The organism is Achromobacter sp. 10T422 (assembly GCF_056394065.1).
The window spans coordinates 72,442-94,787 of the sequence record NZ_JBFTHD010000014.1; the positions used below are offsets into that span (position 1 = coordinate 72,442).

Annotated in this window: 21 protein-coding genes; 2 read left to right on the forward strand and 19 right to left on the reverse strand. The window is 63.7% G+C overall.

Features of this window, described 5'->3' with window-relative positions; translation table 11 throughout:
• Positions 1–76: 76 nt before the first annotated feature.
• Complete coding sequence (gene rpsP, locus AC1DB0_RS28715) at positions 77–337, reverse strand: 30S ribosomal protein S16 (RefSeq protein ID WP_006224007.1); 261 nt, start codon at positions 335–337, stop codon at positions 77–79.
• Between the two features lie 429 nt (positions 338–766).
• Between rpsP and AC1DB0_RS28720 the strand changes: the two genes are divergently transcribed.
• Positions 767–1,348: a hypothetical protein gene (locus tag AC1DB0_RS28720; protein WP_175169798.1), complete on the forward strand. Its 582-nt coding sequence runs from the start codon at positions 767–769 to the stop codon at positions 1,346–1,348.
• A gap of 86 nt (positions 1,349–1,434) precedes the next feature.
• On the opposite strand, the gene AC1DB0_RS28725 is transcribed toward AC1DB0_RS28720, so the two are convergent.
• The 14 genes from AC1DB0_RS28725 to panD form a co-directional block, all read right to left on the reverse strand.
• Entirely contained in the window at positions 1,435–1,704 is a 270-nt protein-coding gene (locus AC1DB0_RS28725) for a sulfurtransferase TusA family protein (protein WP_054427432.1), read from the reverse strand.
• The gene (gene alaS / locus AC1DB0_RS28730; protein WP_175169797.1) at positions 1,704–4,328 is read right to left on the reverse strand and encodes an alanine--tRNA ligase; all 2,625 of its coding nucleotides are present in this window, start codon (positions 4,326–4,328) and stop codon (positions 1,704–1,706) included. The genes AC1DB0_RS28725 and alaS overlap by 1 nt, the downstream gene beginning before the upstream one ends.
• A 78-nt stretch (positions 4,329–4,406) precedes the next feature.
• Positions 4,407–5,450, reverse strand: coding sequence for a prepilin (locus AC1DB0_RS28735; RefSeq protein ID WP_346552656.1), 1,044 nt, complete (start codon positions 5,448–5,450; stop codon positions 4,407–4,409).
• A 41-nt stretch (positions 5,451–5,491) separates the two neighbouring features.
• Entirely contained in the window at positions 5,492–6,112 is a 621-nt protein-coding gene (locus AC1DB0_RS28740) for a type 4 pilus major pilin (protein ID WP_054427429.1), read from the reverse strand.
• A 52-nt stretch (positions 6,113–6,164) separates the two neighbouring features.
• Entirely contained in the window at positions 6,165–7,235 is a 1,071-nt protein-coding gene (locus AC1DB0_RS28745) for a hypothetical protein (RefSeq protein ID WP_476757096.1), read from the reverse strand.
• Positions 7,236–7,339: 104 nt separating this feature from the next.
• Positions 7,340–9,100 carry an ATPase, T2SS/T4P/T4SS family gene (locus tag AC1DB0_RS28750; RefSeq protein ID WP_476757097.1) on the reverse strand — a complete coding sequence of 587 codons (1,761 nt, stop codon included), beginning with the start codon at positions 9,098–9,100 and terminating at the stop codon, positions 7,340–7,342.
• A gap of 23 nt (positions 9,101–9,123) precedes the next feature.
• Complete coding sequence (locus AC1DB0_RS28755; protein ID WP_054427427.1) at positions 9,124–9,603, reverse strand: hypothetical protein; 480 nt, start codon at positions 9,601–9,603, stop codon at positions 9,124–9,126.
• Positions 9,590–10,933, reverse strand: coding sequence for a hypothetical protein (locus AC1DB0_RS28760; RefSeq protein ID WP_476757072.1), 1,344 nt, complete (start codon positions 10,931–10,933; stop codon positions 9,590–9,592). The genes AC1DB0_RS28755 and AC1DB0_RS28760 overlap by 14 nt, the downstream gene beginning before the upstream one ends.
• Before the next feature lie 9 nt (positions 10,934–10,942).
• Positions 10,943–12,544 carry a hypothetical protein gene (locus AC1DB0_RS28765; RefSeq protein WP_476757073.1) on the reverse strand — a complete coding sequence of 534 codons (1,602 nt, stop codon included), beginning with the start codon at positions 12,542–12,544 and terminating at the stop codon, positions 10,943–10,945.
• Entirely contained in the window at positions 12,541–13,527 is a 987-nt protein-coding gene (locus AC1DB0_RS28770; protein WP_476757074.1) for a TrbG/VirB9 family P-type conjugative transfer protein, read from the reverse strand. The genes AC1DB0_RS28765 and AC1DB0_RS28770 overlap by 4 nt, the downstream gene beginning before the upstream one ends.
• A 213-nt stretch (positions 13,528–13,740) precedes the next feature.
• Positions 13,741–15,081 carry an extracellular solute-binding protein gene (locus AC1DB0_RS28775; protein ID WP_054427424.1) on the reverse strand — a complete coding sequence of 447 codons (1,341 nt, stop codon included), beginning with the start codon at positions 15,079–15,081 and terminating at the stop codon, positions 13,741–13,743.
• A 4-nt stretch (positions 15,082–15,085) separates the two neighbouring features.
• A complete protein-coding gene (locus tag AC1DB0_RS28780) occupies positions 15,086–16,342 on the reverse strand; it encodes a D-amino acid dehydrogenase (RefSeq protein WP_054427423.1) in 1,257 nt (418 codons plus the stop codon).
• 178 nt (positions 16,343–16,520) lie between these two features.
• The gene (locus AC1DB0_RS28785; protein ID WP_346552650.1) at positions 16,521–17,567 is read right to left on the reverse strand and encodes a CDP-6-deoxy-delta-3,4-glucoseen reductase; all 1,047 of its coding nucleotides are present in this window, start codon (positions 17,565–17,567) and stop codon (positions 16,521–16,523) included.
• A gap of 70 nt (positions 17,568–17,637) precedes the next feature.
• Positions 17,638–18,006: an aspartate 1-decarboxylase gene (panD, locus tag AC1DB0_RS28790; RefSeq protein WP_050446262.1), complete on the reverse strand. Its 369-nt coding sequence runs from the start codon at positions 18,004–18,006 to the stop codon at positions 17,638–17,640.
• A gap of 212 nt (positions 18,007–18,218) precedes the next feature.
• Here panD and sugE point away from each other — a divergent pair, with 212 nt between their 5' ends.
• Positions 18,219–18,536, forward strand: a complete 318-nt coding sequence (sugE, locus tag AC1DB0_RS28795) for a quaternary ammonium compound efflux SMR transporter SugE (RefSeq protein ID WP_054427422.1) — start codon at positions 18,219–18,221, stop codon at positions 18,534–18,536.
• A 79-nt stretch (positions 18,537–18,615) separates the two neighbouring features.
• Here the strand turns inward: sugE and AC1DB0_RS28800 are convergent, their stop codons facing one another.
• From AC1DB0_RS28800 to ectB, 4 genes are all read right to left on the reverse strand, one after another.
• Entirely contained in the window at positions 18,616–19,488 is an 873-nt protein-coding gene (locus AC1DB0_RS28800) for an MOSC domain-containing protein (RefSeq protein WP_175169792.1), read from the reverse strand.
• Between the two features lie 185 nt (positions 19,489–19,673).
• Positions 19,674–20,600, reverse strand: a complete 927-nt coding sequence (gene thpD, locus AC1DB0_RS28805) for an ectoine hydroxylase (RefSeq protein WP_054427420.1) — start codon at positions 20,598–20,600, stop codon at positions 19,674–19,676.
• Between the two features lie 15 nt (positions 20,601–20,615).
• On the reverse strand, positions 20,616–21,020 hold the full coding sequence (locus AC1DB0_RS28810) for an ectoine synthase (RefSeq protein WP_054427419.1): 405 nt from the start codon (positions 21,018–21,020) through the stop codon (positions 20,616–20,618).
• Positions 21,017–22,324: a diaminobutyrate--2-oxoglutarate transaminase gene (ectB, locus tag AC1DB0_RS28815; RefSeq protein ID WP_054427418.1), complete on the reverse strand. Its 1,308-nt coding sequence runs from the start codon at positions 22,322–22,324 to the stop codon at positions 21,017–21,019. Before ectB ends, AC1DB0_RS28810 begins: the two co-directional genes overlap by 4 nt.
• Between the last annotated feature and the right edge of the window lie 22 nt (positions 22,325–22,346).

Genomic DNA, 22,346 nt, shown 5'->3' on the forward strand with positions numbered 1-22,346 from the left:
CTCTTGGTAAGGATGAAACAGCTAAGAATGGTAGCTTTTACAGCTGAACTAACGACTTGGTTGGTCGACGCGGCAATTAAGCAGCGGCGGAAACCTTAGCCGAGTAGTCCTTGACCAGACGCTCAACAGCAGGCGACAGTTGGGCGCCAGTGCCGGTCCAGTACTGCACGCGATCCAGCGCAATGCGCAGGTTTTCCGTGCCTTCGCTAGCTACGGGGTTGTAGAAACCCACGCGCTCGATGAAGCGGCCGTCGCGACGGTTACGCGAATCGGTGGCCACCAGGTTGTAAAACGGACGCTTCTTGGACCCACCGCGGGCCAGGCGAATCACCACCATAGGTAATCCCTTGAATTAGTTGTGAAAAACGGGAAATTCTAGCACTTAAACAAGCCAGCTGGCAAATGCAGGTGCTGAATCAGTCGTGGCGGCGCGTTTTGTATCCTAAAACACCACATCCGGGTATTCTACAAAAACGGGCCGGAGCCCGCCGCAGACCAAAGTGTAGCCTTCTCGCCGCGCCCACGTCTGCATTTCCTGCGGTTGATCGTTAGTGCGTTTGAAGAATAACCCGATTGGAGAGATCGGATTTATGTCGTCGTACGCCTTACTCCACGCTTTGCTCCACCCGGCCACGCCCCTGCGGCGTCGGCCCATCGCAGTATTCAAGCCCTCGTCCTGAAGGCGGATATCTTCCGCTGAGCTCGCATTTTCCCCAGTTCCCTCGTGTTTTTTCCCAACACTTCCTCTACTGGAGGGTGCCACATCATGAAGAACCAGAAATCTGTCTTCACTCCCGTTGCGCGCCTGGCGTTGACGGGCATTTTGCTGGGCACATTGGCGATGCCGTTTGCGGCGTCTGCCCGCGTGGTCGGCGCGGCGCTCACCACCGCGTCCGGCAAGGTGACGGCGGTTGACCCCGCCACGCGCACCATCACCCTGCAAGGCGCCAACGGCAATTCCGTCGATGTCGTTGCAGGCCCGGACGTGCGTAATTTCCAACAGATCAAAACGGGCGATACCCTGACGCTGGATTATTACGAATCCGTCGCGGTCGATGTGCGCCGCGCGGGCTCAGGCGCGCCCGAGGTCGTCACAGAAACGTCGGCGACCCGCAGCGCCCCCGGCGCCAAGCCCGGTGGCGCGATGGGCCGCCAAACGACCATCACCGCCGAAATCTGGCACATCAACAAAAGTGCAAACTTGGTCACTCTGAAGGGCCCGCAAGGCGGGATGCGCACCATCCAGGTCAAGGACCCCGCGCTCCAGGCACGCTTGCAGCAGCTGAAGGAAGGCGATCTGGTGGATTTCACCATTACGCAGGCGGTCGCTGTGGCCATCCACAAGTAAACCCGTCAGCGTCATGCAAAAAGGCCCGCTGGAAGGCGGGCCTTTTTATTGCATCGGGCGATGATTATTGGCCGAGGGCCGGAAGGTCAGCGCCGTTGCAGGTAGTGCACGCAATGGCCATCAGCCTCGTGCTGCGCAACCAGCGCATTGCCGGTTTGCCGAGAAAACGCCTGAAAGTCGCGGATTGCATTGCGGTCGGTGGTGACAACGCGCAAGACTTCGCCGCTGACCATCTGCGCCAACGCTTTCTTGGCGCGCAGGATGGGCAGCGGACACGTCAGGCCGCTGGCATCCACTTCCTGCTGAAACACGGGCGTTTGCGCGCCCGCGTTCAGGCCGGTATCCCCGCTGCTCATCACAGACGCTCGTCCACCCACTTCTGCACGCCGGCAATCGCTGCGGGCAAGGCTGCGAGATCGGTGCCGCCGCCCATGGCCATGTCCGGGCGGCCGCCGCCCTTGCCGCCAACCTGGCTGGCGACAAAGCCCACCAAATCGCCAGCCTTGATGCGGTCGGTCAGGTCGGCGGTAACGCCGCCCACCACGCTGATCTTGCCATCGGCAGCGCCGGTGGCCAGCAGCACCACCGCCGGCTTCAGGCGGTCTTTCAGGTTGTCGACCATGCCGCGCAATGCCTTGGGATCGACATCGGCGATGCTGGCGGCCAGGACTTTGATGCCCTTGACGTCAACGGCGGCACTGGTAGCCAGGTCGTTACCCGCGCTGGCGGCCAGCTTGTTGCGCGATTGCTCAAGGTCCTTTTCCAGCGCCTTGACCTGATCCTGCACCTGCGCAATACGCGCCGGGACATCGGCCGGCGTGCTACGCAGCATGCCGGCGATCTGGGTCAGCAAGGCGTTCTGGTTCTGCACCCAAGCCAACGCGTTGTCGCCCGTGATGGCTTCGATACGGCGCACACCCGCCGCCACGCCGCCTTCGGAAATGATCTTGAACAGGCCGATGTCGCCCGTGCGGCTGACGTGCGTGCCGCCGCAGAGTTCACGCGAGAAACCAATGTCCAGCACGCGCACGGTGTCGCCGTATTTTTCGCCGAACAGCGCCATGGCGCCGCCCTTGACCGCGTCGTCGTAGGCCATGACCTGGGCCACGGTGGGCTGGTTGGCCAGGACTTCGGCGTTGACAATGGCTTCAACGCGCGCGATCTGCTCGGCGGTCATCGGCGCATCTTGCGCGAAGTCGAAACGGGTCTTGTCGGGGTCCACCAGCGAGCCGCGCTGCTGCACGTGCGCGCCCAGCACCTGGCGCAAGGCCTTGTGCATCAGGTGAGTGGCCGAGTGGTTGCGCACCGTGCGGGCGCGGCGAACTGCGTCAACGCGCGCCAGCAGCGTGTCGCCGATCGACAGCGTGCCCGATTCCAGCACGCCATGATGGCCAAACACGCCGGCCTGGATCTTGAGCGTATCGGCCACGGCAAAGCGCACGCCGTCCGCTTCCAGCAAACCGGTGTCGCCGACCTGGCCGCCCGACTCCGCGTAGAACGGCGTGACGTCCAAGACCACCACAGCGCTTTGGCCGGCCTTCACTTGCTGCACTTGCGAGCCATCGACATACAAGGCCGTGACCTTGACGTTGTCGAGCTCCAGCTTTTCGTAGCCTTCGAAGCGCGTGTCGGCGCCTTCGTAGCTGAGGCCTTCGGCCATCTTGAACTTGCCGGCGGCGCGCGCCTGGTCACGCTGGCGCTCCATCGAGACCTCGAAACCGGCCATATCGACTTCCACTTCGCGTTCGCGGCAGATGTCGGCGGTAAGGTCCACGGGGAAGCCGTAGGTGTCATAGAGGGTGAACAGCGTCGTGCCGTCCAGCACGCCGCCCTTGGGCACGTTGGCCAGGGCGGTGTCCAGAATGCGCATGCCATGCTCGAGCGTTTCGCCAAAGCGCTCTTCTTCCTGCTTGAGCACCTGGCCCACGCGGTCAGCCATGGCGGCCAGTTCCGGATAGGCTTCACCCATTTCCGCGACCAGATCCGGCACCAGACGGTGGAAGAACGGCTTGGTCTGACCCAGCTTGTAGCCATGGCGCAGCGCGCGGCGGACGATGCGGCGCAGCACATAGCCGCGGCCTTCATTGCTGGGAATCACGCCGTCCACGATCAGGAACGAGCACGCGCGGATGTGGTCAGCGATGACCTTCAGCGAGTTGTTGTCCAGATCCTTCACACCGGTTTCGCGAGCGGCGGCGTGGATGAGCGTCTGGAAGAGATCGATTTCGTAGTTGGAATGCACGCCCTGCAAGACGGCGGCGATACGTTCCAGACCCATGCCGGTATCGACACAGGGGCGCGGCAGACGCGGCATATTGCCTTGCGCGTCGCGCTCGAACTGCATGAACACCAGGTTCCAGACTTCGATGTAGCGGTCGCCATCTTCCTCGGGCGATCCCGGGGGGCCGCCCCAGATTTCGGGGCCGTGGTCAAAGAAGATTTCCGAGCACGGACCGCAAGGGCCGGTGTCGGCCATCTGCCAGAAGTTGTCGGAAGCGTAGCGTGCGCCCTTGTTGTCGCCGATGCGGATGATGCGCTCGGCCGGCACGCCGACTTCCTTGGCCCAGATGTCGTAGGCTTCGTCGTCTTCCTGGTACACGGTGACCCAGAGCTTCTCGGCCGGCAGCTTGTAGACCTGCGTCAGCAGTTCCCAGGCGTACTGGATGGCGTCGCGCTTGAAGTAGTCGCCGAAGCTGAAGTTACCCAGCATTTCGAAGAACGTATGGTGGCGGGCGGTGTAGCCCACGTTCTCCAGGTCGTTGTGCTTGCCGCCGGCGCGCACACTGCGCTGCGACGAGGTGGCTCGCGTGTACGACCGCGATTCCTTGCCCGTAAACACGTCCTTGAACTGGACCATGCCCGAATTGGTGAAGAGCAAGGTCGGGTCGTTGCCGGGGACGAGCGACGACGAAGGAACAATGGTGTGTCCCTTCGACTTGAAGAATTGCAGGAACTGGCGGCGAATCTCGGAGGATTTCATCGTGGATGACGCAGGATTTAGGCGAATCTTTGATTATAGAGGTTTGGCGGAAAAGCGCGGGAATGGGTGCCAGACCGCCTATCTGACGCAGACATAACCGGTGGTCCACCCTTCGGTTTCGGTCCATTTCCCGCCTGCCGACACGATGACCTCCGTGAAACCAGGTGGGCAAGAGCACTGCCCGGTGACGGGATTTGCGGTGGAGGCTCCGGAAAAGTGCGTGCAGCCCCTCGGATAGTTGACGCTATACGCGCCGCCGAAGCCGCTGCTGGCGCGCCGCCAGACGCTGGATTGGCAGGTCAGCAATTCGCCATCGTCCGACGTGGCGATCGTGCCAACCGCCACCCCGCAGTGCTGCCCCGCCTGAGCCCGCGCCCCCACCGACAGATACCCGCCCGCGATCACGGAAGACGCGGCCGTCAGCGTGCCTTGCAGCATGGGGTCACGCGCGTCGCCAATCCTGACGAAAGGGTCCAGGTCGGGCATGACGGGCGAGCGATCGGCTCCAGGCCCCGCCCCGGCCCACAGCGCCACCGTGCCTGCGGCATAGGCAGGGGCGCCGGGCGCCAGAGGGTTCGGGAAACTGAACGACGAGCCGCGAACCCGGTCAGGCGACTCCGCCCACACCGCGCCGCCATAACCTTGCGCGGCGTCCATCACCGCAGCAATGCCAATCAGATCAGGAAAGCGAGACCCAGATTTCAGAATCGGTGCGGCGCTATAGACCAGGGCATCGAGCCGGCAGCGCTCGCCTGGGCAACCTTCGCCCCTGACTACCCTGATCTGCGCGCCGAACCCCATCGCCGAACGCTCTGGGAACGCCGCCGGCAGCAGCGCCAGGGCGCGAAGCTCGGGCACCGTCGGCGCAAGAGCATCCACGAATAGCGGCTGCCCGCCCTCACTCAACGGGGCCTCTGCCTTGGCCAGCACGTCGAAATGCCGAGTCAGCATCCCCGCCGCAGCCTCGCGGACCTGCGTGAGCCACAGCCCCGAGGCACGCGCCGCCGCGTCTTCGATTCGCTGTACGACCTGGTTCGACGCCCAAATGGCGATGACAGACGTCAATGCCAACGCAAGCGCCAGGCCCACCAGCGAAAAGCCCCCCTGCTGATGCGGACTCAAGATGGCGCGCCACCGCGCGCCGTCCGACAAGGCAGGCCGCATCATTTTGCCGTGAATACAAAAGTGTTGACGTCCCCTTGGCCGCATTGCGCCTGGGCCTGCGCTGCGCGGTAGGGCAGGATGGGGATGGATTGCGTATCTTTGACGACTTTGACGCCTTCGCCGCCGCCGATGGAAATTGTGTCCGACACGCGTTGCAGCACAGACGCCAGCGCCGGACAGGCTGCGTGGCTCACATTCGTCAGCGTCACGGTGAAGGCAGAACCCAGGCCTGCGCCCCCCAATGTCCCGGCCACCACCTCCACCACCCCATTGCGGCCCGCCCCGCTGCCGCCCAGGCCATGCACGATACGGGCCGACGCGCCGCTGCCCTGAACGGCCAGCACGCTGGAATCGCGCAGCGCATTCGCCATTGCGCCAGTGTCCAAACCCAAGTACGGATTGACGCCGCCGCCTTGGGCATTGATTTTCATGCTGGCGATGAACCGCTGGAGTTCTTCGCCCACCTTGGGCACCTTGTTCTCGATCACGTACGCACCAATCGCGGGAATGCCGACGATGGCGATCAACAAGACGATGGCGGTAACGATGGACACCTCCATTAACGAGAACCCTCGCTGACGCGTGCTGAGCCGATATTGCTGAACCCTTAGACCAGGCATGGTTGCCTCCTTTCGTTGATGAAATCAGTGGTTTGAGTGATGCATCGCCGCGCTACTGGCTTGCGTAGAAATTGGTCAACGCCTGGCGCAGCTCATCAATGACGCCGTAATGCCAGAACGTGACGCCCAACACGGTCGCCAGCGACAGGATCAGCAACGACCATCGCAGCGTGGCGGCTTGCCGGCGCACCCGCACCAGCAGGCGCAACTCGACGCGCTGGCGAACCTGCGCCAGACCGGCCTCCAGCCCCAACGCGTCCATCATGTCGGCCATGTACCACCAGGTTTCCTGATCCAGCAGGCCCGTGCCGAATACCTCGGGGCCGCTTGCCCCGGCATTGATGCGGTCCAACATGGTTTGCAGGTGCGCGTGCATCCACGGTTGCGCGCTGCGCGCCTGGACAGACAGCGCACGGCGAAGCCGGGTGTCAGCCGCCCCGTGCTGGCGAACCAGCACCGATAGCAGGCAAAGAAAGCGAATCGCCTGGAAATCCCGGTACAAGCGCCACAGCAGCCAGCCATCAAGCACGCGCCTGAATGGACCCGTGAGATTCGGCAGCGACCACAGACTCAACCCCGCCAGGCCCAAACTGAGCACGAGCCAGAGCAGCAGCCACTGCTTCAACGCGCGCGCCAGGGCGAACAAACCGCGCGTCAGCCCCCGATAGTCTTCGGGCGGCACCAGCTGAAAGACCTGCTGCAAGCGCGGMACGCTGAAGTAGGGAATCGCGCACAGCAGGGCGAACGCGACGGCAGCCGCCACGACGCCCGCCGCCGCCGCCGTCGCCACAGCCAGCCAGGCATCCCCGGCCAACTGGACGGCACGCGACAAGTCGCGCAGCGCCGCCGCAAGATCGCCGCCCTCTTCCTGCACGCAGCTAAGCAGCAAGCATTCGCCGGAAGGGAATGAGTCCCGCCACGCCAACCCCAGGTCGCCGCCCGCCTCAAGGTACGCCGCAGCCCAATCGCGAGACAGCCGGCCCCGTACCGTGCGCGGGCCGTATCGGCGCGCATCGTCATCAAAAATGTCGCGCAGGTTCTTGCGCCCCTGCGTGCCATCGATCAGATCGGCAAGATAGGCGTAGTAATCGGCGCGCTGGAAACGAAAGCGCATCGCATCCATCCATCGCGGCGCGGCTACGAAACGCAAACCGAACCGAACCGGGGCCGGGCGAGTCAGCCAAGTCATGTCAGCCACCTCATGTAAGCCACCTCATGTCAGCCACCTCATATCAGCCACCGATCCCGTCCGGCGCCCGGTTCGGCGCTGGCGGCTTGCGGTGAAACCAGAAGGTCGAAGCGGCGCAGCAGCGCTCGCGGGTCCACCTCGCCGGAGCTGACTCGATGCAAGGCGCCGTCCAACGCCCTTGCGCCTCGTGTTGAAGCATCGCTCCATGCCCATGGGTCTGCCTCTTGCGTGGCCGACATCAACGCCGCGTTATCGCGCAAACGCACGCGTTCCAGAAAACCCTCTACCCGTTCGGGCTCGATCATTTCCGCCGCAACACAGCGCCCCGCCGTGCCATTGAGTTCAGGCAATTGCGGACGACGGCAAGCGCCGCACCCGGCCGGATTTCTGACCCTCAGTGCATGCGGCTCCAAGCGGTACACGCGTTTCATTTCGTGCGTCCAAGCCTGCCAATCCCATTGGGCAGCGAACGCCGAATCCGATGTGCGCGAAAAGGTTTGCTCTCGCCAGAGGGATTCCAGCGGCAACGCGCAGGCCGAACACAAGCGCGGCAACAGCGTTTGATAAACCAGCAGCTTGAGCATGCCGGGCGTCGCGAGGAAATCTCGAGACACACCAATCGCCTCTGACGCCAGCCGTTCAGGAACCATGGCCGCCGACCCCGCATGCGTGGTGGCGTAAAGGCTGACGCCCGAACCGGCCAGGTCCATGAACGCTCGCCCCGTATCCACATCTCGGATTTCTCCGATCAGCAAATCGTTCATCGCCGACCGCTTGATGGTCTTCAACTTGGCGTCCAGCGTCGGCCACGCGGATTCCGCCAGCGCGCCGTTCAGCGTGTTCTGTAATGCGTTGGGGATAACGTATTCAACCGGGTCTTCCAATGTGATGACCTTGCGCGTCGATTCGATGCCCCGCATCAACGTCGCGATGGTCGTGGATTTGCCGGAGCCGACCACGCCGGCAAGCACGATGGCGCCGCCTTCGCGGTCGCGGGCGCGCAGCAGCGTCTCGATTTGCGTGGGCAGATAACCCAGTGCGTGAAGATCGCCGCCAGCCGTGGCGTCCAAGCGCAGAATCCGCAGGCAGACCGACGGCCCCACATCGGTTGCCAGCGATGCCCAGCGCAACACAATCGGGATGCCGTCGACCTCAAGCGCGATACGCCCTTGCTGCTCAAGCGCCGGGTCGAACACCGCGCCGTTGCCCCCGCGCACCTCCATCCAGGCCACCGCCAGCACCTCCAGCAATGTCGTGTTCGAAAGCCCGGCAAAACGTTCCGTGCCGACATACTCGCCATTGATGGTGTAGCGGATGTCGCAGAAAGCCTGCCGCTGATTGACGTTGATATGGACATCGCTGGCGCCCTGCGTCACGCCCCAACGGACGACGTCTTGAAACAAGGCAGCCAGGGCGGACGTTCGTTCAGCCGGTGATCCTTTGCCCCGACGCCCCAAGCCCGCCGCCGTCAATTGCCCGCGCGCAATCATCAGCAGCAACGGCGCAGGCAGGATGTAGCGTGACGGCTTGGCCAAGCGGTATCCGGCCGCGCGCACCATGCGTTCAAGTTCGTCGACGGTATCGCCCAGCGCGTATTCGTCGACCGCGAACAGAGCTGCCTGGCCGCTGTCCAGCAGCACCGGACACAACCGGCCCGCCAATGAGGCAAGATCGAATTCGTCGCCCAATGCGCGGACGAAAGCGGGCGCTAGCCGAGCGATGTCGTCGGCGGTATGCAGCGATTGGGGGTCGCTCGGTTTGCGTCGTGTTGAAGACGGTGATGGCGTTAAAGGCAGCATTGCGTACGGCGTTAAAGGCAGCGTCATGGCAGTGCCCTCCCGACCGGCACGCAGGCCATGTGATCGTGTTCGTTGCGGCGCAAGTGCACGCAAGCCCCAACGACTGCCAGCAGTTGATAGCCATTCGCCGAGACCGCCCCGGCGATAGGCGCACCATGGCCCGCCCGATAGCGCAGCAACGCACCATTGACGACGACATCGACAGTGAGCCGCCGGGTGGACCCGAAGATCGCGGCCACGCGGATGTCGTCCTGTTTGGGTCCGGCAGAAGCCGCCTGGTCCGCAGGTGCGGCCCCCGGCTGGCAGATCCCCGGCGTCCGGCAATCGGCCAAAGCCGCCGCCGCATCGGCGCGCAACAGGGTCTGCACCGTCTCAACATCCGGCCACCCGTGAGCCTCATCAACGTGCGGCGACAACGCCTGAGCCTGCGCACCGATGGCCAGCGAGAACGCCACAATTAAAGATTGCGCAACGCGCTGGGCGGCAAGCCTAATCCTGTTCATAGAGATCTCCGTGCAATTCGGCGACCAGCGTGCTGGCAGCCAGAGTGGGCCGCTGAAGGGGCTGCACGTTCACGGCCAAACGAGACCAGCGCACCGTTTCAAACGGGCCGGGCAATAGCGCGAATGAACGCAACGGGCCGTGCATGCGCAATGCGCGACGCCGGATCAAGGGTTGGAGAGTTTGCGCAGCCTCCGCTGACCCGTCCGCTGACGAGGGGGAGGACGGCGACGGCAACGGTGACGACAAGGCAACGGCTGGCGCCAACGCCACAGCGGTGAATGCAGGCTGCAACTGTTGCAGCGCCCCGGCCAGTTCGGTATCGACGCGCAGCGCGCTGGGTAGCGTCATGGACGCCAACGGCACCAACGCCGACGTGATGTGCCAGCGCAACGTCGCTTCTTCAAGCGGATTGAAAGACACCCGCCAGCCAACGGGCAACCGGTCGTGCAGCTGGAGATTGGTAGCCTGCGGCGAGGCGCGCGCGTAAACCGCGCCGCAATCCCAGCCTGTTGCACCCGCATCACACTGTGCGCGGCGCAACGCCCAACCTTGCACGTGAACGGGAAGCCTGCCCACACTGCGCAACAGGTTCGACATTTCAGTGCGGGCATGCGCCGCCATGCCTTCAAGCAACGGCCGAGATGGCGTCAGCGCAGCCGCCGAATCGGCAGATGGCGAAGCCACCGTGGGCTCGCGAACAGTGAAGCGTGCCGACAACAGGTTCCATACCGGCGGCGCCACTGCGGACAGCCCCACGCACGCCAGGAAAACGCGCGGCACAAGCGGCAATGCGGCCCAGCGGGTAAGCAATGGCGTCAACTGCGCGCCTGGCTCCACCGCTTGCAACAGCGCCGCCCATACCGTGGCAGTGTCGTGGGCCTGCAATCCGGGCCGGTCGTCGGCCAAGCGCCTGTGCGCGTGCAACGCCTCATCGTGCGAGTCAAACAAGCGATCCGCCTGCGACAGCGCCATGCCGTCTTGCGCTGCCGCCAGCCAATAGCGGCCGTCAGGCAACGGGATCAGGCAATGGCCGCCGCTGGGATACAACAGCGCGTATAGCTGAGCGGCCGCCTGGATGTGCGGCACACCACCGCGGCGGGACCGCCCCGCGCGCCAGCCCCGGCGCCACGCCGAGTGCGTTCTGCCATAGCCCGCCATGGTGGCGGGCGAGCCACCAACCACGAAGTGCGTGGCCCGCAACCGCCGGCCACGCGCCCGCGCCAAGCCCGGCACATCGGAACCAATCAGCGCGAGCCAGCGCAGGCCAAACGCCAGGTAGCGTGCGCTGCCCGGACATTCATGCATCAGAAAATAGGGAGCTCGGTTCATATCGTGTCCTTAGTACCCTTCTTCGACCTGCGCCGTAACCAGCATCAGCGTGGTCTCGCGCTCCTGCGCCGCACTGTCTTGCCCGCCCGTGATCAGGGGCATGCCAGGTGCAAGCCGTTGGCGATCGTGCTGGTCTTGCCGGCGGTCGAAGCCCGATAAGATGACGGGCTGACCGGGCCGCAGCTCGATCTGTTGCACCGTGCCGTTGCCGTCAATCGTGATCTGCTGGACTTGCACCTGATTGCCGCGTTCTCCGAACGTGATCGTCTTCAGCGGATGCGCCACCGCGTTGTCATAGGCGACGGATAGCAGGATCTGACCGTCTTCCTGGATATCGGGCAGCAACGTCAAAAACGAGCCGACGGTTTCTTCCTTCTGGCTGATGGAGACCGCGGGCAGCGACCCATTGGCGCCCGCCGTCGTTGCGCCTGGCACCGACGTGCTTTGAACACGGTCGATATAGGAAAAGGTGGTGCGGATGGCATGCGTGACAGGCCGGCGGTTCAAGGTCAGCACGGGGACTTTGCTGTGCCGGACGATGGCGCCCATGTTGCTTAGCGCCGACACCACCGCCTGCGATCCTTGGAACGGCCCGCTGCCGACGCCGCCCGCCAACTCAGCCGCGCCCACACCCGATACGGCTGCCATCGCGAAGCGCGCCGACGCGCCTGCTGCGGCGTAGAGCGCGTTCCAGTCCAAGCCTCCTGACGCCGATTGCTTGGCGATGACAGTGATCTCTTCAAACACCAGCCGCACGCGGCGCGTCAACGCCTTGTTCTCGCGGTCGAGATAGTGCGCCACGCGGTCCAGCGCTTCAGGCGTGTCGGTGACCACCAACGCCGTCGCGCCATCCACTGTGTCGGCGACGAAACCTGAGCGCGTCAGGAACGGCGTGATGTTGGCGCGTAATACCGCCAACGCGTTGTGCTCCCGGGATGACAAGGTGGTGTTGGACGTGCTTTCGAACCCTTCGCCGTCGTCGCTGCCCGAACGGCCCAGCCGGATGTCGACCGTACTGGCGAGCGATAGCGCGCGCATGTCGAACACCCGGGTTTCCGTGCGGTAGAACTCAATGGCTTGATGCTGATAGCGCCAATGCACCGAGAACCGGGCAGCCAATGCATCCAGCAAGTCTGCAAGCGGCAATGGACCATCGCGGACTTCCAGACGGACGGGCGCCGGTACGGATAAGCCGGCATTCGACGCCAGGCGCGGCAGGAAATGTTCAAGCGCAAGCAAGGCGTCGGGCTTGACCCGCACCGGAATGCCGGTAGCGGCAACCAGCCGCTGCGCCAAGGCGGAAAGATCGGTTTCTTCAGCAAGCATCAACGTGGTCGGCACGTTTTCACGCAATGCCGGCGGCAAGGTGACGTCGCGCGCCAACGGCTGCGGTTTGCCGGCCAGCCAAGGCGCGGCCACTTCTTGCGCGGCGATCCGTGCCTGGCGGTCAGTCAGCCCATTGGCAAATGCCTGATGCTGGTCCGCAAGCGTGGCGTGGCGCTGGCTCGCGTTACGGCCAAGTTCAGTCGCCTGCTGCGACGCCACGCAAGCGCCCAGCATGCCGCTCACCACCCCGCACGCGACGATACGCATTCCTCGACGGATCATCATGCTCCCCCTCCCGCGGCCGTGGCGGCCCGTGTGCAGGACTGCGCCAAGGGCACCACTCGCAACACCTGATTGCCGTAAAAACACGGCTGCAATGGCCGGTCGGCCAGCTCGGTGGCGCCCAGCAATTCACGGACGGCGGATTTGAAGTCGCCCGCAAAGTCCGCCGATGCGGACAAGGGAATATCAACGTCGACCGCCCAGTGTTGCGGCGCGAACGTCCAACCTGAACTGTCCGCCCAGCGCGCCAGCACGCCGCGCAACGTGGTGTCTGGCGGTGCGGCGCGATATCGCGGAGCGGCCGCAACGGCCGGCGTCGCTTGCGGAGCGGCCGCAACGGCCAGCGTCGCTTGCGGGGCGGCCGCAACCGGCAACGTCGCTTGCGGGGCGGGGAGAAGGGTTGATTCGGTAGCGCTGAGCGGCGCCTGCGCTATCGGCGCGTCGGAACGAGAACCCGCCTGAACACTTCGGCGCAACGGCCCGTTGGACGCCAGCTCATTGACGCCTTGGTTATTCACGCCTTGGTCCTTCACGCCTTGGTCATTCACGCCTTGGCGCGGCGTCGCGGATTCAAGCACCACGGGCTCCGCATCCACCGGCGCTTGCGCAACGATGTCGTTGTCGGCATCGCGCTCGGCGCGCGCCGCCAGTCGCCCCCCGCGAAATCGCAGCGCATGCCAGTCGCCCGACACAACAACATAGGGTTCGCGCCGCACATACGGCAACGCGTGCTCGCCATTTCCACGTACACCGAAAATCGCTGGCAAAGCCTGGCCGGGCGTGAATTGCAGCCAGACATCCTTGCCGTCGTCGAACACCTGCAACGGCGCGACCGCAGGGTCGCCGGACAGGCGCCAGTCAAAACGGAAGGCCCGCGCAACCGGCGCGGAGGTTGACCAGGAAGGAATGACGCCGCCATTGAACGGCCCGTTTGTGCAGGCCCCCAGGCAGGACAGCGCCGCCGTCAGGAAGAAGATTCGAACCATGCCTCACCACGAGCAAAGGGCGCACCGGAAGTAGTACGCATGCCGCAGATGGTGGACGAGGGCCGGACGCGCCGCCAGACTGGCATGTACGCATGGATGCTTTGATCCACCCTGCCCTGACGAACCTTATGGACGAAAAAAAACCCGGCCCTGGGGCCGGGTTCTTGCAGGCCAAACGGACAGCGCGAACGCCGTCCGATCAGCCGTGTGCGATCAGCGTTGCGTCGCGAGGGAACGCGCTTGGGACGCGGCGTTGTTCAGGGCCGCGACGGGCGGCACCTTGCCTTCAAACGCATCGTTCAACTGCTGGTTCAGCACCGGTTCGATACGGTTGTAGTTCGCCATGCGGAAACCACGGCTGTTGCTGGCCGGGCGGTTGCTCATCGACGCAATCACGGCTTGCGCGCCCGGGATGCTCTTGTAGAACGACACATCCGAGGCACGGAACGCGGCTTCGGTCAGCGGCAGGAAGCCCGTGCGCTGATGCCATTCGGCGGCCACGACCGGCTTGGACAGCCAGGCCAGGAACTGCGCGGTGGCCTTTTCTTCGGCTTGCGGGCGGCCTTCAAGCGCCCACAGGGCCGAACCGCTCACAAAAGGCTGGCCGGCGGACTTCGTGGCCTGATCGTAGTAAGGCACCGGCGCCACGCCGAACGCAAGCGACTTGGTGTTCAGGAACGTGCCGAACGCGCCCGAGTTCGCCGTCAGCACCGCGCATTCGCCCTTGGCGAACAGCTTGTCTGCGGCAGCGTCACCCGTGTGCGCCATGAACAGCAGCGAACGCTTCCAGCTGACCATCAGCGAGATGTGACGCATGTAGAGCGTGTCGAACTGCATGGCAGGCGCAGCGCTCTTCTTGGTCACGGCATCCAGGCCGTTGTTGTTGGTGGTGAACTGCTGGCCGTTGATCGGGGCCAGGTTCTCCAGGTGGACGGTGACCTGGTCGCTGGAGGCGTAGGGGCAGTCGATATCGGCCACGTCGCGCAGCTTCAGGAGTTCGGCTTGCAGGCCGGTCCAGGTGCGAGCGGGATTGTTGGGATCAAGACCGGCCTTCTTGTAGGCGGCGGTGTTGTAGAACATCACCGGCACTTCGGCCATCCAGGGGAACGCCAGCAGGCGGCCCTTGCTGTCGCGCGTGAAGCTGCTGGTGGCCGGCACAAACCAGTTCAGGTCCTTGATCGGGTACTTGGCCAGCAGTTCGTGCATGGGCAGGATGGCCTTGTGCTGGGCCACGACTTCCGGGGAGTGGTTGTCGGTCAGTTGGACCAGGTTGGGCGCCTTCTTCGCCTTGACGGCGCTGATGGCTTCTTGCTCCAGCGCGTCCTGCGAGCTGAATCCACGCAGCTTGACGCTGACTTGGTCCTGTTCTTTGTTGTATTGCTTGGCCAGTTTTTCGAACTCGGCCTTATTCGCGTCAGACAGCGTGTGCCAGACTTGAATTTCCACTGGGGCGGCATTCGCCACACCCGCGATTGCCATCGCGGCGCCAAATACCCATGCACGCCGGCTGGCGAACATCGCGCGGGCAACGCCCGCCAATTGCAGATTCTTCATAGGTTCACAGACCAAGAAAAGGGAATTCCGGTTCTGGCCGCCGTCCACTGAGCAGATCGGCCAAAGCCCGGCCCGAGCCAACACCCATCGTCCAACCGAGCGTACCGTGTCCCGTATTGATATACAAATTGGGGATACGGCTGCGGCCGATGATGGGCACGTTCGAGGGAGTGGACGGGCGTAAGCCCGACCAATAGCTGACGCTCTCGAAATCGAGCGCGTCGGGGAAAAGTTCTTGCGCCAGGTGCGTCAACGCTTCGCAACGGCCGGTGTTCAGGCCGCGGGAATAGCCCGACAGCTCTGCGGTGCCTGCCATGCGCAGGCGGTCGCCCAGGCGCGAAAACACGATTTTGTGGCTGCTGTCCGTCAGGCTGACCGTGGGCGCGGCCTCCGGCTTGATGACCGGAAACGTCGCCGAATAGCCCTTGGCCGGATAGACGTTGCAGGGGATGCCCAGCGGGCGCAGCAGGTTCGGGCTGAAACTGCCCATCGCCACCACATAGGCATCGGCCGAAACGGTGCCGTAGCGGCCGTCCGGTTCAATGATTTCAATACCTTGCACTGTGCCGCCTTGCGTCAACAGGCGGGTCGCGCGTGTGCTGTAGCGGAATTCGACGCCTGCGCGGGCGCAGCGTTCGGCCAGTGCGACGGTGAACAGATGCACGTCGCCGCTTTCGTCTTCGGGGGTGTAGTCGCCCCCGACGATGGTTTGTCGATGCGGCGCCAGGGCGGGCTCAATTGCAATGACTTCGTCGGCCGTAACCACACGGCGCTCGACGCCGAAATCGCGCATCAGGCCGGCGGCGCGCTGCGAGTTTTCGAATTCGTGGGGATCGCGATAGAAATTCAGGATGCCGCGTTCAAGGTGGTCGTATTCGATACCCAGTTCGGCGCGCATGCTGCGCAACGTAGTGCGGCTGTATTCGGCCATGCGGACCATGGCGCGGATGTTCGGCGCCAGGCGGCTGGGCAGGCATTCGCGCAGGAAGGCCAGGCCCCACATCCATTGGCGCCAGTCCAGCTGCGGACGGAACAGCAGCGGCGCATTATCCTGGAACATCCATTTGAGCAGCTTCAACGGCGCCTGAGGATTGGCCCAGGGCTCGGCATAGGACACGGAAATCTGCGCGCCATTGGCCAGACTCGTTTCCTGTGCGGGACCGGTGCAGCGATCAATGACCACGACGTCGTGGCCGGCCTGGCTTAGCCACCAGGCGCTGGAGATTCCGATAATGCCGCTACCCAATACCGCTACTTTCATGCCCGCATTGCTCCTTGCGTGCCAAATCGGTTCGCGGACCCGATGTCCGCCGCCCTTGGCAAGCCGCTGCCAGGGCAGTTTACCTTGCCGATTTGCCTTCGCCTACGTATTAAAAAGGGGCGGAAGTCACTAAGCTTTTCAGCTTGTGAATTCGCCCCCGTATCCGTGCGCTTTCCGGTTACGACGCGGCTTTCGCCAGGTCGGCTTCGGACGTGAACGCGTCCGCGTAGAACTCTTCCGGCGGCAGGCCATTCTGCGTGCTGAATTCGCGGCGCGCGGCATCCACCATCAACGGCGTGCCGCAGGCGTAAACCTGGTGGCCCGACAGATCGGCGATGTCTTGCATGACGGCCTCGTGGACGAAGCCCGTGCGGCCCGTCCAGTTATCTTCCTGCAAGGCGTTCGACACGACCGGCACATAGTTGAAGCTGGGCAACAGGCCCGACCACGATTGCGCCAGCGCATCCATGTACAAGTCCTGCGGGCGGCGGCCACCCCAGTACAGCGTGACCGGACGCGTGATGCCCTTGTGGATCATGTGTTCCACGATGGCCTTCACCGGCGCAAAGCCCGTGCCGCTGGCCAGCAACACGATCGGCTTGTCGCTGTCTTCGCGCAGGAAGAACGAACCGAACGGCCCTTCCAGACGCAGGATTTCGCGCTCTTTCATCTGCGTATCGCCCGCGCCGAAGACGTGGTCGGTAAACAGGCCGCCCGGCATGTGGCGAATGTGCAGTTCCAGCGGGCTGCCGGTGTGCGGCGCACCTGCCATCGAGTAGCTGCGGCGGCGGCCATCCTTGAGGATGACTTCGATGTACTGGCCGGCGTAATAGCGGAACTGCTCGGACGCGGGCAGTTGCAGCTTGATCACGGTGACGTCGGGCGCCACGCGTTCCAGCGTCTGCACGCGCGAGGGCAGCTTGCGGATCTGGATGTCGCTGGCCAGGCGGACTTCGGTGGATTCCACCACCATGTCCGACTCGGGCCGCGCCTGGCAGAACAGCGTGTAGCCGTCGGCCAGTTCTTCGGGCGACAGGATCTGGGCGGGATATTGCCCGGCGTCGAACTCCCCGGACACCACTTTGCCCTTGCAGGTGGAGCACGCGCCGTTGCGACAGCTATAGGGCAGCACGATGCCGGCGGCCAAGGCGCCGTCGAGCACTGTCTGGCCGGGCTCGACCGGGAATTGATGCTTGCTGGGTTGAATGATGACCTGGAAGCTCATGATGAAACGGTTCAGGGTTGAGGAGAGCGCCATCCGGCTAGGCCAGGATGGCGCTGTGCCCGGGCCGGCCTCAGGCCGGGAACTTGCGGATTTCCTTGACGCGGTTCGCGTCGTCCACCAGCACCACTTGCGGCTTGTGCGTGGCGGAATCTTCTTCAGACATCGGGCCGTAGGTGCAGATGATCAGCAGATCACCAACCTGAGCCCGGCGCGCGGCGGCGCCGTTCAAGGAAATGGCGCCGCTGCCGCGGGCCGCCTTGATGATGTAGGTGTCGAAACGTTCGCCATTGGTGACGTTGTAGAGTTCGATGCGTTCGAACTCGCGCATGCCGGCAGCGTCCAGCAGGTCTTCGTCGATGCCACAAGATCCTTCGTAGTGAAGGTCGGCTTCGGTGACCGTGACGCGGTGCAGCTTTGCCCGCAGCATGATGCGTTGCATGATAGAAATATCCTGGTTCGCGGTCCGGTCCGCGACGTGTTGCTAAGGTGATGCCCGGCATCCGGTTTTGCCGTTGGAAGCCGGTATTCTATAATTTTTGCCGCAGCGGGACGGCCCGCTGCTGCGCGCGGTCAAAGACCCGCCTGTTTTTTATCCGGGGACGACCCCTCAATGCCGGCGCCCCGCCGGCAGCGCAACAGTAGGAGTCGTCTATGACCTGGATCATCCTGGTACTTGCAGGCCTGTTTGAAATCGTTTGGGCCGTCGGCCTGAAGTACACCCATGGCTTTACCCGCTTGTGGCCGTCCCTGATTACCGCAGGCGGCATGGCCATCAGCGTCTGGCTGCTGGCCGTCGCCATGAAATCCCTGCCGTTGGGCACCGCTTATGCGGTGTGGGTGGGCATTGGCACCATCGGCGCCTTCGTGGCCGGCATTGTGCTGTTTGGTGAATCCACAAGCTGGATGCGCATCGCCAGCGTAGCGCTGATCGTGCTGGGGCTGATCGGCCTGAAGATGTCTTCGGTGTAAGCGCTGGTTTAAGCCCCGCTGCCCCGGCCAGGGCGCCGCTGCTACGGCGCTCCTGGCTCACGCCCCCAAAGCTACGCAGTCAGAAATCCAATTCGATCTCGACCTCGTCGCCGACCTTCAGGCGCGCCCCGGCCGGCGCGTCCAGAATGGCGTTCTGGCCGAACACCACCCCTATTTCCAAATTGCGATAGCCCGCCAACGTGCGGCCGGGCTCGTCGTTCTGCTGCGCGGTGCGCTGATCAATATCGGGAATCGAGCAGCGCGTGCAGGGCTTGACGAAAGCCATACGTACCCCAGCCGCAGTGATCATCGCGGTGTGGTCTTCTTCGAAAGGCTCCCATTCGCCTTGCACCACGATATTGGCGCGGAAGCGGTCCATGGGAACCGGCGCCACGCCTTTGGCTTGCAGCCGGGCGTTCAGGTCATCTAGCGATGCCTGGTTGGCGACCAGCAGCGGGAAGCCGTCGGCAAAGCCAAAGTCATGCTCGCCCGCAAACGCGTCCGCCAGATCGGGATGCGCATCCAGCCAGCGCGTCACCCAGTCCGGCTTGGCGTTGCGATGCGCGGCCGGGTCCACCTTGACCAGGCGGCACGGCGTCTTGAGGAAATCGGAAAACCACTGCCCCGCTGCGGCGCTTTCGCGCTGGGCTGAGATCGTGTCGCTCCAGACGGCCACGGGCGCTGCCCCCGGCTCAACGCCCGACCCATCCAACGCGATATCCAGGTCCGCCATGCCCGGCGCGGACAGCCGCAACGCATCGGCGGTGATCGCCGTGCGGATCAGCGCCATCGCGGGCCACTGGCGCTGGGTCATGAACTGGCCGTCTTCGCTGATCAGCATCCAGCGGCGGTCGTAGGCCAGACCGGCCCGGTCGATGGGGGACTCGGCCAGGTCGATGCCGGCGCAGGATTTGATCGGGTAAATATGCAAGCTGAGAATACGAGCGGACATGGCGGCGGAAGATCAGCAGGAGGAAGGATGGGCGGGAATAGTCCGCGAGAGAATAGCAGAGAGCCCCGTGCGCCCTCCCCCCTTTTTCGATGGCTGCGCGCATGAAAAACCCGGGCCAGGCCCGGGTTTCGTTTACAGCGCGGCCCACGGGCCGTATTGCCTTCAGTGCCATCAGGCAGCAAACCTTAACTGCCCACCAGCTTTAACGTGTCCAGCGGCGTCACCGCCTTGAACCCCTTGCGCGTGGCGATATGCTCGGGACGCGGGTTCAGCCCGTACTTGGGCGGGTTCAGCGTGTTTTCCATGCTGTTGTAGACCATGAACACATTGGCGCGCGGCCACGGCGAGATGTTGCTGTTCGAGCCGTGCATCGTGTTGCAGTCGAAGAACACCACCGAGCCGGCCTTGGCCGTCATCGAGCGGATACCGCCTTGCTCGACCAGCAGTTGCAGGCTGACCGGGTCCGGCACGCCGTACTCCTGCTTCTTCAGCGACTGCTTGTAGTGCTCGTTCGGGGTCTCGCCCACGCACGAAATGAACTGCCGGTGCGAGCCCGGCACGAGCATCAAGGGGCCATTGCACTCGTTGTTATCGGTCAACAGCACCGAGCAACTAAGCGCACGCATCGACGGCATGCCGTCTTCGACGTGCCACGTTTCAAAGTCGGAGTGCCAGTAGAACTCCTTGCCCTTGAAGCCGGGTTTCATGTTGGCGCGCGATTGGTGGATGTACACCTCGGACCCCAGGATCTGGCGCGCCACATTGACCAGCCGCGGGTCGCGCACCAGGCGCGACAGCACGGGGTTCAGCACGTGGACCATGAAGATCGAGCGCACGGCATTGCTGCCGGGTTCGGTGATGGATTCCTCACGCCGGATGATCGACGGGTCGCGCGTCATGCGTTCGACCTCGGACGACAGGGCGCGGATTTCCTCTTCCGAGAACAGGTTTTCCAGCAAGAGGAAACCGTCGCGCTCGTACTGTCCGACTTGCTCGCCGGACAAGGCGCTGGCGTATTTTCCGTCTTCGTAAACCACCGGGTCCTGGCGGGAGATGATGGCGGAGCTTCGATCCGTACGTGAGGCGTACGGGTCCTGAGCAGGTGAGATCATGCGAACCTCCTTGTATCAAGCCGCTTTGGCTTCGGCTTCAGGCAAGGCGTAGACGCCTTCTTTGTCGTGCACTTCCTGGCCGGTCAGCGGCGGGTTGAAGACGCAGATGACGCGCAGCGGCTCTTTGCCGCCGCACAGCCAGTGCTCGTCGTTCTCGTTCAGGGCGTAGACCACGCCGGGGCCCAGGTCGTACTTCTTGCCGTCGGCGATGGTCTCGATGGAGCCGTCGCCTTCAATGCACCACACCGCTTCAAGATGGTTCTTGTAGTGGATGTGCGTGCGGCCGCCCGGGAAGATGGTGGTCTCGTGGAAGGAGAAGCCCATGCCGTCCTTCTTCAGCAGCACGCGGCGGCTGACCCAGGTGTCGGTGCGAACTTCGTCGGCGGTGCCGATCACATCTTTGACATTGCGTACGATCATTGACGTTTTCCTCCAAATTTCAGAATGCGGGCAGACTGCCCTTCTTCAGCCAGCGCTTCCGCCACGCTGGCCTCGATCAGGTCCAGGCCCTTGCTGAGCAGGTCTTCCTCGATCGTCAGCGCGGGCAAGAGCTTCAGCACTTCATCGTGCGCGCCCGACGTTTCGATAACGACGCCCTTCTTGAAGGCCTGCTGCGCGATGCGGTTGGCAAGCGCAGGCGTGCTGTTGCACACCAGGCCCTGGATCAGGCCGCGGCCGCGCACCGACAGGCCAGCGTTGGGATAGCTGTGGACCAGGTTTTCCAGCCAGTCGCGCACCGTGCGTTCCTTGCGCTGGATGTCGGCGGTGAAGGCGGTATTGGCCCAATACGTTTCCAGCGCCTGCGTGGCCGTGACGAAAGCCAGGTTGTTGCCGCGGAACGTGCCGCTGTGGGCGCCCGGCTTCCAGATGTCCAGCTCGGGCTTCATCAGCACCAGCGACATCGGCAGGCCAAAACCCGACAGCGACTTCGACAGGGTGATGATGTCGGGGCGGATGCCAGCGGCCTCGAAGCTGAAGAACGTGCCCGTACGGCCGCAGCCGACCTGGATGTCGTCCACGATCAGCAGCATGTCGTGGCGCTTGCACAGCTTTTCCAGCTCCTTCAACCAGCGTAGCGTTGCAACGTTGACGCCGCCCTCGCCTTGCACCGTTTCCACGATGACGGCGGCGGGCTTGTCCATGCCGCTGCTGGGATCTTCCAGCATGCGCTCCAGGTACGCCATGGTGTCCACGTCGGGCCCGAAGTACCCGTCATAGGGCATGAACGTCGTGTTGCCCAGCGCGTAGCCGGAGGCCTCGCGGAACTTCATGTTGGCCGTCACCGCCAGCGAACCGCCGCTGACGCCGTGAAAACCGTGCGTGAACGAAATCACATTGGGGCGGCCCTTCACCTGGCGCGCAATCTTCAGCGCGGCTTCCACGGCATTGGTGCCGGTGGGGCCGGTGAATTGCAGCGTGTATTGCCAGTTGCGCGGCTTGAGCAGCACGCGATCCACCGTCTCCAGGAAACGCTTCTTCGCACTGGTGGCCATGTCCAGACCATGGACGACGCCGTCCGATTGGACATATTCCAGCAGCTTTTCCTTGAGAACAGGATTGTTGTGGCCGTAGTTCAGCGTGCCTGCGCCGCTGAAGAAATCGATGTACTCGGTGCCGTCTTCATCAATCAGCGTTGAGCCTCTGGCCTGGCTGAATATCACGGGAAACGACCGAATGTAGCCCCGCACCTCAGATTCCATCCGGTCAAAGATTTTCAAGTCCATATGATTAATCCTCCCTTTTCAT